Annotated in this window: 5 protein-coding genes; 3 read left to right on the forward strand and 2 right to left on the reverse strand. The window is 72.5% G+C overall.

What is annotated here, in order from left to right:
- The first annotated feature begins 4 nt into the window (after positions 1-4).
- The 3 genes from ACIRJR_RS33860 to ACIRJR_RS33870 all read left to right on the forward strand — a co-directional run bounded on the left by ACIRJR_RS33860 (position 5) and on the right by ACIRJR_RS33870 (position 3,880).
- Positions 5-1,468: a hypothetical protein gene (locus tag ACIRJR_RS33860; protein ID WP_403788006.1), complete on the forward strand. Its 1,464-nt coding sequence runs from the start codon at positions 5-7 to the stop codon at positions 1,466-1,468.
- 276 nt (positions 1,469-1,744) lie between these two features.
- Complete coding sequence (argB, locus tag ACIRJR_RS33865; RefSeq protein WP_403788008.1) at positions 1,745-2,692, forward strand: acetylglutamate kinase; 948 nt, start codon at positions 1,745-1,747, stop codon at positions 2,690-2,692.
- A gap of 48 nt (positions 2,693-2,740) precedes the next feature.
- On the forward strand, positions 2,741-3,880 hold the full coding sequence (locus tag ACIRJR_RS33870) for an alpha/beta hydrolase-fold protein (protein WP_403788010.1): 1,140 nt from the start codon (positions 2,741-2,743) through the stop codon (positions 3,878-3,880).
- Between the two features lies 1 nt (position 3,881).
- Here ACIRJR_RS33870 and ACIRJR_RS33875 read toward each other — a convergent pair whose 3' ends face one another.
- Both ACIRJR_RS33875 and ACIRJR_RS33880 read right to left on the reverse strand, forming a co-directional pair.
- Entirely contained in the window at positions 3,882-5,582 is a 1,701-nt protein-coding gene (locus tag ACIRJR_RS33875; protein ID WP_403788012.1) for an ABC transporter transmembrane domain-containing protein, read from the reverse strand.
- A complete protein-coding gene (locus ACIRJR_RS33880; RefSeq protein WP_403788014.1) occupies positions 5,569-16,494 on the reverse strand; it encodes an amino acid adenylation domain-containing protein in 10,926 nt (3,641 codons plus the stop codon). Before ACIRJR_RS33880 ends, ACIRJR_RS33875 begins: the two co-directional genes overlap by 14 nt.
- Positions 16,495-16,497: the final 3 nt, after the last annotated feature.

Here is a 16,497-nt window from a genome sequence, read left to right on the forward strand (position 1 = left end):
CGTCGTGCCCCTCTCCCCCGCTCCCCGGCGATCCGCCCGGTGGAAGCCCGTGGGTGCCCTGCTCGCGGCCTTCGTCCTCGGCTGCGCCGGATCCGCCTCGGCCACCTCCTCCGCAGCCTTCGGCCCGACACCTCCCCACCATCCCTACGCGGGCCCCGACGGCACCGCCACCATGCACGGGGACACGAGTTCCTCCGACACCACGCCGCTGGCCGGGCCCGGTGCCGGAACCCTGTCGTCCGCACGTACCGCCCTCGCCTCGGCGTGCCCCACCGTCCTGGTCGGGGCCGACGGCTACCCGGTCGCCCTGTGCACCCCGATCTTCGGCCAGGTGCCCACGGTCCATCTCCTCGATCCGGACGACGGCTCCTCCCTGACCTCGCTGAAGCTGACCAAGGGCTCGCTGCTGGGCGGGGTCTACGCCTACATCGACCATCAGGACCGACTGGTGGTCGCCGACGGGAGCCGCAGCCTGCTCCGGGTCGGGCACCACCAGGACGCCGAGGGCGACTGGAGCCTGAGGGTCGACCGGAGTCTGTCCCTGGCCTCCGTCATCCCCGAGGGCGACGCGGTCACCGGCCTCTCCCCTGACTGGGACGGCCGTGTCTGGTTCGCGACCGGTGGAGGAGTGGTCGGCACCGCGGACGACGCCACGGGCACGGTGAAGGCTCTCACCCTGCCCGCGGGCGAGCGCGTCGCCAACAGCATCTCCACGGCCCCGGACGGCACCGCGGTCACCACCACGCACGCCACCTACCTGCTGACCTCCGACGCCGGTACGCCGAGGGTCCTCTGGCGCAAGGCGTACGACCGTGGTTCGGCCCGGAAACCCGGCCTGCTGAGCTGGGGCAGCGGATCGACTCCCACGTTCTTCGGTCCGGCCACGGGGACGGAGTACGTCGCGGTCGTCGACAACGCCGACACCGCGGCCAACCTGAAGGTGTACCGCACCGCTGACGGCTCGGACGTCTGCTCGGCGCCGGTCCTCGGGGCCGCGAAGGGTCCCGGCAGCGAGAACTCCCCGGTGGGTGTGGGCCGCAGCGTCTTCGTCGCCGGCACTTACGGCTACCCCTACCCGGCGGTCCCGGAGGGGGCGGGCACCAGCGTGCCGGCCTCGGCCGACTTCGCCGGCGGTCTGTCCCGCGTCGACGTACGGGCGGACGGTACGGGGTGCTCGCTCGTCTGGGACAACACGCTGCGATCGGCGGCCGTACCGAAGCTGTCGACGGCGGACGGGCGCCTGCACACGGTGGTGCGCGATCCTCTGATCCCGGGCACCAGGGGGACGAGCCTGCTCGATACGTACCGCTACGTGCAGATCGATCCGGCCAGCGGGCAGATCACCCGCTCCACGAAGGTCGGGGTGGGGTCCCTGTACGACACCCTGCAGATGGCGGGCACGATCACACCGGAGGGCGCCTACCTCCAGGGAACGGTGACCGGGGTGCTGCGCATAGCCGCGCGGTGAACGGCCGTGGCGGGCGGGCGGATCCCACCCGCCACGGCTGACGGCCGGCACCCGCCGCCGCGACACGCCCGGAGCAGGCGCGAACGCCCTGGACTTCCTCCAGGACGACCTGGGCCGTACAGCCCGGCGTCTGCAGGCGTTCACCCCGGTCAGTTCAAATTAGGTTAGGCTTACCTCTGCCGCGCGGGGGTGAGTCTCGGAGGAGAACCACCCCCGTTCGCACGTCAGTTGGGCGATCGATCCGATGCGCACCGCGCGAACGGGGTGGGGACTGAGATGAGACCGGCCGTCAGGGAGCGCACGGGCACGGATCCGTTCACCAGGCAACCCGGCCGTCCGCAGGAGCCGGGCCGCAGCACGGTCGTCGTCAAGTTCGGCGGCAACGCCATGGTGGACGCGGACCTGCAGCGCACGTTCGCCCAGGACGTCGTGGAACTGTGGCGCGCGGGCCTGCGCCCTGTCGTCGTGCACGGCGGCGGCCCTCAGATCAGCGCCATGCTCGACCGCCTCGGCCTCGAGACCCGTTTCGAGGCGGGCCTGCGGGTGACCACACCGGAGACCATGGACGTGGTGCGGATGGTGCTGGCCGGACGCGTCCAGCGGGAGCTGGTGGGCCACATCAACTCGCACGGGCCGTTCGCCGTGGGGCTCACCGGCGAGGACGCGCATTCGATGACGGCGGTCCGGCGGCCTGCCTGGGTGGACGGCCGTCCCGTGGACATAGGCCTGGTGGGCGACGTCGTGGACGTCGATCCGGGCATGCTCCGCGCGCTCCTCGCGCAGGGACACATCCCGGTGGTCTCCCCCGTCGCGCGCGGCGTGGACGGGCAGGTCTACAACGTCCACGCCGATCTCGCGGCGTCGGCACTCGCCGTTGCCCTGGGAGCCGAACGTCTAGTGATGCTGACCGACGTGGAGGGGCTCTACGCCGACTGGCCGCGCAGCACCGACGTGATCACGCGCATGAGCGCCGACGCCCTGCACGTGATGCTGCCCGGGCTGGCGAGCGGCATGCTGCCCAAGATGGAGGGCTGTCTGCGTGCCGTCCGGGGCGGTGTGGGCAGGGCGCACGTGCTCGACGGCCGTGTACCGCACGCCGTCCTGCGCTGCGTCCTCGACGAGACGGCCCCGGGCACCACCGTGGTGCCCGGCGACGGCGAGGACCACGTGGCCCGCACGGCCCGGGCTCCGCACGCCGCACGAGGCCAGGTCGCCCTCACCTGATGGACGGCGTCCGGCCCTCCTCCCCCTCTACTTCACATGGAGACGTTCATGGAGACGTTCGCGCACCGAGCGACGGAACACGGCGGCACCGCCCTCGGATCCGGTGCGGGTGACGGCTTCTCCGCGTTCGGGCTGTCCGGCAGTCCCGGGACGGAGGCCTTCTGGGAGACGGCGGGGGCACCCGCGTCGGTCCCCGCCGGCGACGGGGGCTGGGTGACCCTGTTCCTCCGGCGGGGCTCGTCGGCGCGCATCGTCTTCGAGAGCTGGTCGGAGCCCGTGCCCCTGCGCCGCTGGGGCGACACCGACTGCTGGTACGCCGAGGTGGACATGCCCGCGCGGCTGCGGGTGACCTATCAGTTCGTCGCGGACGACGCCGCGTACGCCGACCCGCTCAACCCGCAGGGCGCGGGTGGTGACCGGTCCGTCGTCGCGACCCCGGACGCCCCGCCCCAGCCGCACTGGCCCGGCATCGGGGCCGACGACGTCCTGCCCGTCCCGCGCACCCGGATCAGATGGGCCGGCGGACGGCTCGGCGGACGGCGGACCGTGCGCGTCCACCCGGTCGGCGGTGGCGGACCCGTGGTCCTCCTGCTCGACGGGGACGACTGGCTGTATCTCCATCCGGCCATGACGGCCTTCGACTCGGCCTTCGCCGCCGGCGAGATGCCTCCCGCCACCCTCGTCTTCCTGCCGGCCGGGGACCGGGAGGAGGAGTTCGGGTGCGGGGCCGCCCTGTGGGAGGCGGTACGGGACGAACTTCCCCGACTGGTGGCCGGATCCGGCGTACGCGCCGACTGGGACCGGCTGGTGGTCGCGGGGCAGAGCCTCGGCGGGCTCAGCGCGATGTACGCGGCACTGGAGTTCCCTGACCTGGTCTCCCGTGTCGCCTGCCAGTCGCCGTCGTTCTGGTGGGAACCGGGCGCCCCGGACCGGGCCGACCCTCTGGGCGGGCCGGTCGGCGGCGCGATCGCCGCGCGGCTGCGAGCGCGCCCCGACCTCTCCGGCCTGCGGGTCGCGTTCGACGTCGGGGAGCACGAGAAGCGGATGCTCGCCCACTGCGAGGCGGCCGAGGACCTCACCCGGCAGGCCGGTGCGACCGTGCGGGTGTCACGGTCCGCGTCCGGTCACGACCGGGCGGGCTGGCGGCACGCCCTGCTCAGGGATGTCGCCTGGGCGCTGGCCGGATAGGTCACCGGGCCACGGCCCGGCCGTAGGACTCGTCGGAGGCGAGGAGACGGCGGTGTGTGTCCTCGGCGGTGACGACACCGTCGTCCAGGACGAGGACACGGTCGGCGGCGTCCAGCAGAGCGGGGCTGCTGGTGAGCACGACCGTGGTCCGGCCCTTGCGGAGCTTCGCGATGTTCCGCGCGATGAGCTGTTCCGTGACCGCGTCGACCGCTGTCGTCGGGTCGTGCAGAACGAGGACCTCGGCGTCGGCTGCGAGAGCGCGGGCCAGGGAGAGCCGCTGGCGCTGCCCCCCGGAGAGATTCGCGCCGCGGTCGTGGACGCCGTGCTCGAGGCCCTCGCGGTGGAGTGCGACGACATCGGTCAGCAACGACGCCTCCACGGCCTCGGGAACCATCCGGCTGGTGCCCGACGGATCGATGTTCGTGCGGAGGCTGCCCTCGAAGATCTCACCGTCGTACGGATTCACCAGCATGTACTCACGGAGCGCCTCGACCGAGAGGTCCGCGATCTCCCGACCGCCGACCCGCACCACTCCCCCGTAGGCCTGGGGCGGGACGTTGGCACCCAGCACCGCGGCGAGGTCGGCGGCCGCGCGTGGCTGGTAGGCGGCGATAGCCACGAACTCTCCCGCGCGCACCTGGAACTTGAGTGCGTGCAGGGAGCCGTACCGGACACAGTCGATCTCGAGGTCTCCGCCCGCGGCCGGGTGTTCATGGCCCGGGTCCGCCAGGGCCGGCGCGGCGAGCACCAGCGCCATGCGTTCGGCCGAGGCGCGCGCCATCATCACGTACTTGGGCATCTCCGAGAACATCTTGAGCGGTTCCATGATGAACTGCGCCAGCCCGACGGCCATGACGAGCTCCCCGATGGTGATCCGCCCGCCGTACGCCAGCCACCCGGCCGTCAGGGTCACGGCGGCGGCGAGCACCGCGTTGAGGGCCAGCGCGGTGCCCGCGTACAGGCCGTTCACCTTGGCGACGGTGACCGCCTGCCGTCTCGCCTCCGTGCTGACCTTCCGGTAGGACACGAACGCCGCGTGGTTGCCGCCGAAGCCGTGCAGCGGGCGCAGGCCGCTGATGAGGTCGGCCACCTTGGCTCCCGCCCGCGCCACCCGGGCCTGTTGCTCGCGGGTGCTGTCGCCGATCCTCCTGGACATCACGCTGAGCACCGACAGGATCGCCACGGTCCCGACGATCACGAGCAGGCCGAGCCGGACGTCGGCCAGGCCCAGCGCGACGGACGCGACCACCACGGCGACCAGCGAGCTGATCAGCAGCGGGACCACCTCGACGATGTCGGCGGTCTGGTCGGCGTCCTCGGTGGCGATGGTGAGCACCTCGCCGGACTTCAGATCGACGTCCCTGGCCACCGGCTGGAGCCCGCAGGCCGCGACCCGCACCCTCCAGCGGTGCGCCTCCGTCGTGTTGGCCTTCTGCAGGACCCTCATGCCGAACCGCCACGACAGCGAGACGGTCGTGATGATCACGGCCAGCGCCGCGACGGACAGGCCCAGCGAGCCGAGGCTCCGGTCCTGCATCGTGTGTTCGACGATCAGGCCGAGCGCGATGGGGAAGGCGGTCTCGCCCGCCTGGTACAGACCCATGAGGACGGTTCCCCGGACCACGGCGCCGGCATTGCGGCGCAGGGCGGTCCGGAGGATGTCGGCCCCCGGGCGGGGCCGGCGCGCGTCAGATGTTGTCATCAAGGTGGCGGGCAATCGCTTCCGGGGTTCGAAGGGTGAGCAGGTCACGGATCGTGACCACAGGACCGTACTCTCTGCGGAGCAGCCCGATCAGCCGCACCGCCAGCATGGAGTGCCCGCCGAGGGACACGAAGTCGCTGACCGCGCTGACCTCGTCGTCGTCGAGGTCCAGGGCCTCGGCGAAGAACTCGCAGACCGTGGTCTCGGTCGCTGTCTCCGGGGCGCGTTCGCCCCCCGTGGTCAGCACACCGAGCGGCTTGGCCTCGGGGAGCGCCTTGGTGTCGGCCTTGCCGTTCACGGTCAGCGGGATGCCCTCGACCTGGGCGTAGTGGGTCGGGCGAAGGAAGTCCGGCAGTCCGGCGCCCACCTCGCCCGCGACCGTCGCGAGGTCCGAGCCGCCCAGCACGAGATAGGCGGCCAGCCGGTACGCGCCGTCGACCTGCGGGTCGGGCTGGGCGACCGCCGCGGCGAACCGCACGGCGGGGTGCGCGGCGAAAGCGGCCTCCACCTCCCCTGGTTCGACACGGTGCCCCCGGATCTTGACCTGCTGGTCGGTGCGGCCGAGGTACATCAGGTTGCCGTCGGGCCGCCGGACCACCAGGTCCCCTGTGCGGTACATGCGCTCGCCCGGCGCACCGAAGGGACACGCGACGAAGCGGTCCGCGGTCTGGGCGGGCCGGCCGAGATAGCCCCGGGCGATGCCGATGCCCGACACGTACAGCTCGCCCGGGACCCCGTCCGGAAGGGGGCGCAGCCACGGGTCCAGTACGTAGACGTCGGTGTTGTCGATCGCCACGCCCACCACCGGGTCCTGGCATTCGAAGGTGCCGACGCCCAGGGTGTTGATGGTGTACTCGGTGGGCCCGTAGAGGTTGTACCCGGCCGTGCCCTCGGTCTCGGCGAGCCGCTGCCACAGTCCCGGGGTGACGGCCTCACCGCCGAGCAGGACCAGTGCCGGCCGCCGCGCGGGGTTGTCGAGCAGTCCCTCGGCGACCAGTTGCTGCGCGTAGGTCGGGGTGACGTTGACGACGTCGATCCCGTGGTCGAGGCAGTACTGGACGAGCCTGGGGGCGTCGCGGCGCAGTTCCTCGTCGCAGATGTGCACCTCGTGGCCGTCGGCGAGCCAGAGCAGCTCCTCCCACGACATGTCGAACGCGAACGACACGGTGTGCGCGATCCGGAAGATCCGGTGACCGTGCTCCGCCAGCACCGGTTCGAAGATGCGGCGCTGATGGTTGATCAGCATGTTGGTGAGCCCGGCGTACTCGGTCACCACGCCCTTCGGTTTCCCGGTCGAACCGGAGGTGTAGATGGTGTAGGCGGGGTGCCGCAGACGGTGCGGGGCGTCCGGTGTGAACGTGACGAAGGGCTCCGCTGCGGGGAGGGGCCGGTCCAGCTCGATCAGTTCGCCGGTCAGGCGGGAGGACACCGCGCTCACGGTGAGGATCACGTCGGGGCGGGCCGCCTCGACGATCGCGGCGATCCGCTCGTCCGGGTGGTCGAGCTCCAGCGGCACGTAGGAGGCTCCGGCTCGCAGTACGGCGAACAGGGCCACGATCGAGTCGAGGGAGCGGGGGATCGCGAGGCACACGGTGGTCTCCGGGCCGATGCCGCGCTGGGCGAGTACGCCCGCCACCGTGCGGCTGCGGTCCCTGAGTTGCGCGAAGGTCATCGTCGAGCCGTCGGCGACGAGGGCGACCCTCTGGGGGTCCCGGTCGGCCGCCCGGTCGAACCGGTCGACGACGGTGTCCGTGCCGATGTCGGTGCGCCCGGCGGGCTCGGGTGTCGTGCCGAGACCGCGCAGCCTGCCGACCGGGCCGGTCGGCCGCGCCAGGTCGTCGAGCACCCGCAGGTAGTCGTCGACGAGACGTCGGGCCTTCACGGTGTCGTCGTCGCGGTGCTCCAGCTTGACCGTGAGGCGGTCCCCGGGGGTGACGACCCAGGTGAAGGGATAGTGCGTCGAGTCGTCGGCCTTCACGGCCGTGATGCCGTGCCGGGCGTTCATCTCGGCGAGGGCGTCCAGATCGAGGAAGTTCTGCAGGACGAACAGATTGTCGAACAGGCTGTCGTGCCCGGCAGCCCGCTGGATCTCGCCCAGCCCCAGGTGCTCGTGATCCATCGCTTCGACCCGGGCCGCCTGGACGGCCGACAGGTACTCCTGGACGGTGGCGTCGGGCCGTGCCCGCGTCCACATCGGCACGGTGTTGAGCAGGACACCGACGATGCCGGAGAGTCCCTCTCCCTCGCGGCCGGAGACGGTCACACCGAACACGGCGTCGCTCCGGCCCGTGTGCGCGCCGAGCAGAAGGCCGAACGCGCCCGTCAGCAGGGTGTTCAGGGTGACGCCGTACGTCCTGGCCGCCTCCCGCAGAAGCTCCGAGCGCTCGGCGGACAGTGTGTGCACGAGCGCGTGCGGCAGTGCGTCCGTGAACGACGGCTCCGGTCCGGCGAGCAGTGTCGGACCGGTGAGGCCGGCCAGGTGCCCGGCCCAGAAACGCTCCGACACGGCGGCGTCCCTGGCGTCGAGCCCACGGGCGTACTCCTCGAAGCCCGGCGTCGCCGGGGCCGCCTCCGGTACGTCGCCGGCGAGCACGGCACGGTAGGCGTCGAACAGGTCCCGCAGCAGGATCTCGCGGGACCAGCCGTCCCACAGCAGCAGGTGGTAGCTCAGCAGCAGGCTGTCGCGTCCGCCGGGCCGGCGGACGACGGTCAGCCGGACCAGCGGTGGCTCACCCGGGTCGAACCCCGTGTCGCGGTCCTCGGCGCGCAGGGCTTCGACCTCGGCGTCCGTCCGCAGCCCGACGGTGCGCACGGTGACCCGCCGGCCCGCCTTGAGGACCTGGACGGGGTTTCCTCCGGCGTCGGTGGTGAAGCCGGCGCCCACTACGGGGTGCCGGACGATGACGTGGGCCATGGCCTCGGACAGCGCGTCGGCGTCGAGGCGCCGGTCGAAGGTGAAGTAGCTCTGCGCGACGTAGTGTCCGGCCGTGCCGGCCATCTGGGCCTGGAAGAACAGGCCCCGTTGGAGGGGGGTGACCGGTGCGGTGCGCTCGGCCGTGACGGAGGCGTCCGCTATGTGTTCGAGTGCCCTTCGCCAGTGGCCGGTCACCTCGTCGGGAATGCCGTCGGCAAGGGTGAAGGCAGCGTGCAGACTGCCGGTGGGCTCGTCGATCCAGGCGTTGACCTCGACGGCGTACGGGCTGCCCTGGTCCCCGCCGGTCAGGAGAAGTGCCTGCGACTCACTGCCCCGGCCGAGGTAGTTGAACAGCACCTGCGGGTGGGACTTGAGCAGCGGTGCCGTCTGCGGGTCGAGATACCTGAGCCGGCCGTAGGCGACGTGGCCGTGTTCGTCCGGCTGGCGTTCGGCGATCTCGCGCGCCGCCGCGACGGGGTCGGTGTGCGGGGTGAGCCGCACAGGGGCGATGGAGGTGAACCAGCCGACCGTACGGGTGTAGTCGTGGTGCTCCCTCGCCGGGACCCGTCCGTGCCGCTCCAGGTCGACGGCGAGATCGGTGGGCGACGGCTGGACGTGTGTCAGCGCGGTCCGCAGCGCCCCGCACAGCAGCTCGGTCAGGCCGATGCCGAGTGCGGCGGGCGCGGTGCGCGTCACCCGGTCGCTCACCTCGGGGGCGAGCACGACCGTGGACTCCCGCAGCCGTTCAGGGGCGGGCAGCAACGCGGGTGCTTCGAGGGTGGTGATCCAGTGACCGAGGTCGTCGGTCCCACGCGCGGGCCGGGCGTTCAGGGCTTCGGCGTACTCGGCGTAGGACGTGGTCGGCGGCGGGAGCGGAGCGCCGCGCAGGGCGGCGGCGAGGTCGTCCAGCAGGACCAGCCAGGAGACGGAGTCGACGGCCATGTGATGCACGGTGACCACCAGGGTCCGGCTGGACTCCAGCCACGCGAACGCGATGACGTCCCCCGCCCGGGGATCGAGGCGTCCGGCCGCTTCGTCCGCCGCGGCCGTCGCGTCGGTGTCCGCGGTCACGACGCTGACCGCACGGGCGGGCTCGGTCGCCAGGGTCCACACCCCGTGCTCCACGTGCAGCCGCAGCCGCAGCGCCGGGTGTGCGGCCACGACCGCCTCCGCGGCGCGCCGCACGTCGGCGAAGCCGGTGCCCTCGTCCGCCACCAGTGCCCTGGCCTGGGCGAACCGGGCCAGGGAGCCGCCGAGTTCACGCTGCCGCAGGATGATCGGCGTGGGCATCAGCGGGCCGTCCTGGTGGGGGGCAGGCCCCGGTTCCACGGCTGGGGGCGTCTGCGACGCCAGGTGCTCCGCGAGCGCGCGGGGCGTCCTGAACAGGAACACGTCCCGCGGCGCGACCGACAGGCCGAGGGCCCTGGCCCGGTTGATCACGGTGATGGCGACGATGCTGTCGCCCCCGGCCTCGAAGAAGTCGGTGTCGCCGTCCACGGCGGGAGATCCGGGCAGCGTATCGGCGAAGATCCCGGCCAGGGCGTCGAGGGCGGAACCGTTCGCGGCGACCGGGGTCCCGTCCTGCGCGGCGCGCTCGGCCGGAACCCGGGCGGCGCGCTCGGTCAGAGCCTTCCGGTCCAGCTTCCCGTTGACCGTGAGCGGCAGGGCGTCGACCGTCAGCACCCGGCCCGGCACCATGTGCGCGGGCAGCTTCGCTGACAGCGGACCGCCGAGGCCGCCGGGCACCCGGCCCACGACATGTGCGACCAGGTGGTCGCCCCCGTCCGCCACGGTGACGGCCACATCGGTCACACCGTCGAGCTCCCGGATCGCGGACTCCACCTCTCCCAGTTCGATGCGGAACCCCTTGAGCTGCACCTGGTCGTCGGCCCGGCCGGCGAACTCCAGCTCACCGTCGAGCGTGCGGCGGGCCAGGTCGCCCGTGTGGTACATGCGGGAGCCGTCACCGGTGAACGGGTTCGCCACGAACCGGCCGGCGGTGAGCCCCGGTCTGCCCAGGTAGCCGAGCGACACCTGGTCGCCCGCGACGTAGATGGCGCCCACCCTTCCGGGCGGCACCGGACGGAGCAGGTCGTCGAGCAGATGAGTGGTCAGGCCGGGAACGGCTCCGCCGATGGGGCTGGCCTCGTCGGCGAAGTCCTCGTCGGTGAGCACCCGGTGGGTGACGTGGACGGTGGTCTCCGTGATGCCGTACATGTTGACCAGCTCGGGCGACCGGGTGCCGTGCCGATCGGCCCAGCCGCGCAGCCGGCCGAGGTCCAGCGCCTCGCCTCCGAAGATGATCCGGCGCAGCGCGGTGACGGGCTCACCGCTGTGGCGGTCGGCCTCGATGAACCGGTAGAAGGCCGAAGGGGTCTGGTTGAGCACGGTCACCCCCCGCTCACGGACAAGCCGGTGGAAGTCCACCGGGGAGCGGGTGAGTCCGTAGTCGGGTACCAGCAGCTCCCCACCGTGCGCCAGCGCGCCCCACAGCTCCCAGACAGCGAAGTCGAAGGAGTACGAGTGGAACTGGACCCAGACGTCGTGCGGGCCGAATCCCATGTCGGGCCCGGTGTTCGCGAGGAGCGTCACCACGCTGGAGTGCGGGACGACGACGCCCTTGGGCCTGCCGGTCGAACCGGACGTGTAGATCACGTACGCGGGGTCGTGCCATCCTGCGCGGACGGCCGCTGCCTCCGGCGCGTCGCCCCGCGGGAGGTCCTCACCCAGCACCACCACACGCGGAGGCTCCCCCGTCCCCCGGCCGAGGAGTTCCGTGAACCGGTCCCGCTGGTCACGGCCGACCAGGACGACCTGCGGGGCGGCGTCGGCCAGGATGTACTCCAGCCGTTCGTCCGGATAGGCCGGGTCGAGGGGGACGTACGCTCCGCCCGCGGTGACGATCGCGACCAGGGCGACGACCTGCTCCGGGGAGCGCGGCACGGCGACGGCGACGCGCTTGCCCGGTCCGACTCCGGCCGCGCGGAGCGCGGATGCCAGCTCGTTCTTCGCCTCGGCCAGTTCGCCGTAGGTCAGCGATCGTGTCCCGCCGTCGAGAGCGCAGTGGGTGACGGCGGTGGCCTGCGGGGCACGGTCCGCGGCGGCGTCGAACAGCTCGCCCAGTGATGTGGGGGCGACCGGCGCGGGACGCCGGGCCCCGTCGTGCCCGAGTTCCTCGACGCGGGCGTCCGGCCGGGTGAGCAGCCCGGTGAGGGTACGGTCGAACGTGCGCAGGACGGTGAGCGCGCCCCGCTCCCCCAGCAGTTCGCCGTCGTAGATCAGATTGAAGCGCGGGCGGCCCGCGGGGGTGCGCTCCACGACCAGGGTCAGCGGATAGTGGGGAGCACCCTCGTTGACGATGCCGGTGACGGCCAGCTCGTCTCCGGGCCGCCGCAGCGCCTCCACGTCGGTCGCGACGTCGAAGACCACCAGGGTGTCGAACAGGGCGCCGCCGCCTGCCTGGCGGGCGGTCCTCGCCAGGGAGACGTGCTGGTGGGCGAGGACCGCGCTCCGGTGCTCGCGCACCGAGGCGAGCAGGTCGCGGGCCGTGGTGTCGCCGTCCCAACGGGCGCGCAGGGGGATCGTGTTGATGAACAGGCCGACCATGTCCTCGATGCCCGGCACATCGGCGTCGCGTCCGGACACCGTGGATCCGAACACGATGTCCCTGCTGTGCAGGATCCCGCCCAGCGTCATCGCCCAGGCGCTGTGCACGGCCACGCTCAGCGGGACGCCCGCCGCCCGGGCTGCCGCGTCGATGTCGTCCTCGGGCTCCACGGCGGTGTCGTCGAACCGGTCGGACGGGGTGTGTCCGCCGGCGACGAGGGACGGGCCGGGCAGACCGGCGAGCTCCTCGCGCCAGACCCGGTCGCTCTCCTCGTCGTCGAGCCCGGCGAGCCTGCGCACGTAGTCGGGGAAGCCGCCGAGCGGATACAGGGTCCCGGGCGCGTGGTACTCGGTGAGCAGGGCGCGGAGCATCGGCGGCACGGACCAGCCGTCGGCGATGATGTGGTGCACGGTCTGCACCAGGACGTTCCTGCCGGAACCCGCGCGGATCAGCGTGAACCGCATCAGCGGGCCGGTGGCCAGGTCGAACCCCGCGCGTCGGTCGCGTTCGGCGTGTTCGCGGATCTCGGCGTCGGTGATCCCGGGGCGGTCCAGCGTGGTGAAGGGGGCCTCCACCCCGCTCTCCAGCACGGAGACGACACGGCCGTCGGCCAGCGCCGTGAACCGGGCGGCCAGGTTCGGGTAGAGCGTGAGCAGCCGGGTCGCCGCCGTCGCGAGCCTCACGGCGTCGGCCTCGCCCTCCAGCGTGAGCAGTTGCTGCTCGACGTAGCTGCCCGCCGAATCGTCGTCGAAGACCGAGTGGAAGTAGAGGCCCTCCTGCAGCGGGGTCATGGGCAGGATGTCACGGAGTTCCGGGCCGTCCAGGGCGTCGACGTCGGCCTGTGTGAGCGGAACGAGGGGGAAGTCACCGGGAGAGTGGCCGCCCCCGTCCAGCGTGGCGAGGCCGGTCAGGGCCTCCCGCAGGTACACGCCGATGGCCGTGATGTCCTCGTCGGCGAACATCCCGTCGGGCCAGGAGATGGTGGTGACCAGCTCGTACTCCCCGCTCGACGCGGGTTCCGCGACCGCGTTGAACTCCAGGGCGCGGGGCAGGCGCATCCGCGGGTCGCGCTTCTCGCCCAGCTGCCCCGTGGCCCCGGCGAACTGCCAGTCCCCGGACGTGCCCGAGTCGAAGCGGCCCAGGTAGTTGAACAGCACCTGCGGAGCGGGCGTGTCGAGCCCGGTGGCGCTCAGGTGACGCAGGACTCCGTAGGGGAGGCCGTTGCCCGGCACGCGGGCGAGGTCGTCCTTGACCGCCTTGAGTGCGGCGCTCAGGTACTCGGGCGCGGTGGGGTCGGCCGCCGGCCCGGGGTCCACGACGACCGGGAACAGGGTGGTGAACCAGCCCACGGTCCGGGACAGTTCGGGCTCGAACCCGGCGCTCTCCGCCACGAAGCGCCCTTCACGGCCGTGCCCTTCGAGCTCGATGTGGGCGAATGTCTGGTCCTGTCCGCGCTCGCGGCGCCACCGGGCCAGGGCGACGGCGAGCGCGGTCAGCAGCACGTCGTTGACGCCTGCGTGGAACCTGGCGGGAACCTCCCCCAGCAGTGCGGCCGTGACATCGGTGCCGGCCCGGACGATGCGGGTCCGTTCCCCGGCGACGGTGTCCCTGTCCGACAGGGCGCGCCTGCCCAGTGGTTCGTCCGTGCCCGGCAGCGGGCGCTCGAAGGCCGCGCGGTCCGATGCGAAGGCGGCTCCTTCCAGCAGTTGTGTCCACCGTCGGAACGACGTTCCCACGGGAGGGAGTTCGATCCGCGTTCCGGAGGTGATCCGGCTCCAGGCGGTGGCCAGGTCCTCCATGAGGATCCGCCAGGACACACCGTCGATCACCACGTGGTGGGCGACCAGGACCAGCTGCCGTGCGGCGGGGCGCCACACGGCGCGCAGCATCACACCGTTGTCCGGGTCGAGCGCCCGGGTGGCCCGGTCGACGCAGTCGTCCAGCGGGAGGTCGCTCTCCTCCCACACCGCGCCGGTCGGTCCGGGCGGAGCCGCCCGAGGGATGTCGAAGCTCCAGCGGTCGCCCCGCACGAGCCGGGCGCGCAGCATGTCGTGCCGCCCCACCACCGCCGTGAGGATCGCGCCGAGGGCGTCGGAGGTCAGGTCCGCCGGGGTGTTCAGCACGACCGACTGCACGAAGCCGTCGACGGCGTCCGTGGTCCCTCCGAGCCACTGCACGATGGGCGATCCCACGACGGTGCCGGTCGCCTCGTCGCCGTGCTCCGCCGTGGAGACCTCCTCGCTGCTGACCACCGCGGCCAGGGCGCCCACGACGGTGTGGGTGAAGATCTGCCGTGCCGTCACGTAGAGACCGGCTGCCCGCAGCGCGCTCAGCAGCGAGATGGCCAGGATGCTGTCCCCGCCGAGCCGGAAGAAGTCCTGGTCGACGCCGACCTCGTCCAGTCGCAGCACGGTCGCGACGGCCTCGCACACCAGGCGCTCGTTGTCGGTGGCGGGCGGGACGAGCGGGCCGGCGCCGGGGCGCGGTTCCGGCAGCGCGCCCCGGTCGATCTTGCCGTTGGCGGTGAGCGGGAACTCCTTCAGCACGACGATGTGGGTGGGCACCATGTACTCCACCATGTGCGCCTCGGCCCAGGCCCCGACCTCCTCGCCGGGGAGGTCCTCGTTGCCGGCGGACGGGATCACGTACCCCACCAGGTAGGTACCTCCCGCCGTGTTCTTCTTCGCGACGACGCAGGTGTGCCGTACCGCGGGGTGCTCCGCGAGGCCCACCTCCACGTCCTCGATCTCCAGCCGCATGCCGCGGATCTTGATCTGGTTGTCCGCCCGGCCGAGGAAGTCCAGCGTCCCGTCCGGGGTGTACCGGGCGAGGTCGCCGGTCCTGTACAGCCGGGAACCGTCCCCCGCGAAGGGGTTCGCGACGAACCGGGACGCCGTGAGACCGGCCGCGTTGACGTATCCGCGCCCCAGGAGGAACCCGCCGACGTACAGCTCGCCGCCGACCCCCACCGGGACCGGGCGCAGCTCGTCGTCCAGCACGTACAGCTGGGTGTTGGGGTTGGCCCGGCCGATGGACGTCGACAGGCGCTCCGCCGCGCCGCGGTAGACGACGTGCGAGACGCCGATCGTCGTCTCCGCGGGTCCGTAGCCGTGGTACATCGGTATGTCGAGCCGGGTGCGGAACCGCTCGTAGAGTTCCGGGGTCAGCACCTCTCCGCCGCACCACACGTGCCGCAGGCTGTCCAGCCGGCCGGAGTCCCCCGCCATCTCCAGCAGCACGTCCAGCATGGACGACACCAGGTAGGTGAAGGTCACGCGCTGCTCGGCCAGCACGCTCAGCAGGTGCTGGGGATCGCGTTCTCCGCCGGGGCGCAGGACCACGAGTCTGCCGCCTCGGACCAGGGGGAGGAATATCTCGTTGATGGAGATGTCGAAGGACAGGGGGGCCTTGAACAGTGACGCGTCGTCATGGCCGAACCCGAGGATCTCCTCGGACTGCCACAACAGCCGCTCGCTGATCGCGTCGTGCCGGATCATGGCGCCCTTGGGGCGGCCGGTCGATCCGGACGTGAAGATCACGTACGCGAGGCCGGCGCCGTGCACGCGGGCCTCGGTGCCGTCCTCCTCGGGGCAGCCGCCGTAGCGCCAGTCGGAGAGGTCGACGGCCACGGAGGCCGGTTCGCCCTCGGGCTGCACGCCCGTGCCGTCGAGCTGCAGCACGACCCGGGCGTCCTCGATGACGACGGCGCGGCGCGCGGCCGGCCACTGCGGGTCGAGCGGGACGAACGCGCACCCCGCCCGGAGCACGCCGAGCAGCCCGATCACCATGTCGGCGGAACGGCTGAGCGAGATGCCCACGACCTGCTCGGCGGTGAGCCCGCGACCGGTCAGGTGGTGGGCCAGCTGACCGGAGAGCGCCGCGACCTCGCGGTAGGTCAGGGACCGGTGCCCGTCGACGATCGCGACGGCGTCCGGCCTCTTCCGGGCCTGCTCGCGGAACATGTCCACGATGGTCGGGCGGATCCGGTCGGTACCGGTGTCGTTCCACTCGGCCAGCGCCCTGGCCCTCGCCTCGGCGCCGACGGGGCCGATGGTGCCGACGGGCCGGTCCGGGAAGTCCGCGAGGTCGTCCAGCGCGAGCTGCGCCTCGGCCTGTACGACGCCCTCGGGGGCGGCGATGCTCCGGCCGTCGGCGCCGACCTCCCACCCGGCGGGGGCGGCACCGCCGTTGCCGGCCCACCGCAGGACGTCGGCGAACAGCGTGCCGGGAGTCAGGTCGATGCCGTCGGGGCTCCGGCCCGTCGCCCAGTACGACAGGCCGATGGCGCATGCCTCGGCGATGGTCCTGTCGGAGTGGCCGCCGGTCCGCCTGCGTATGTCCTCCAGGCTCGTGGGGGAAAGCAGCACACGGCGAGCAGTCTGATCCGTCATCGA

The organism is Streptomyces sp. NPDC102402, assembly GCF_044765765.1.
Lineage (GTDB): Bacteria > Actinomycetota > Actinomycetes > Streptomycetales > Streptomycetaceae > Streptomyces.

What these genes read in the sequence shown, in the direction of transcription:
- ACIRJR_RS33875 (WP_403788012.1), bottom strand. Translation starts at nt 5,582, where the DNA reads ATGACAACATCTGACGCGCGCCGGCCCCGCCCGGGGGCCGACATCCTC.
- ACIRJR_RS33880 (WP_403788014.1), bottom strand. Translation starts at nt 16,494, where the DNA reads ATGACGGATCAGACTGCTCGCCGTGTGCTGCTTTCCCCCACGAGCCTG.
- ACIRJR_RS33870 (WP_403788010.1), top strand. Translation starts at nt 2,741, where the DNA reads ATGGAGACGTTCGCGCACCGAGCGACGGAACACGGCGGCACCGCCCTC.
- argB (WP_403788008.1), top strand. Translation starts at nt 1,745, where the DNA reads ATGAGACCGGCCGTCAGGGAGCGCACGGGCACGGATCCGTTCACCAGG.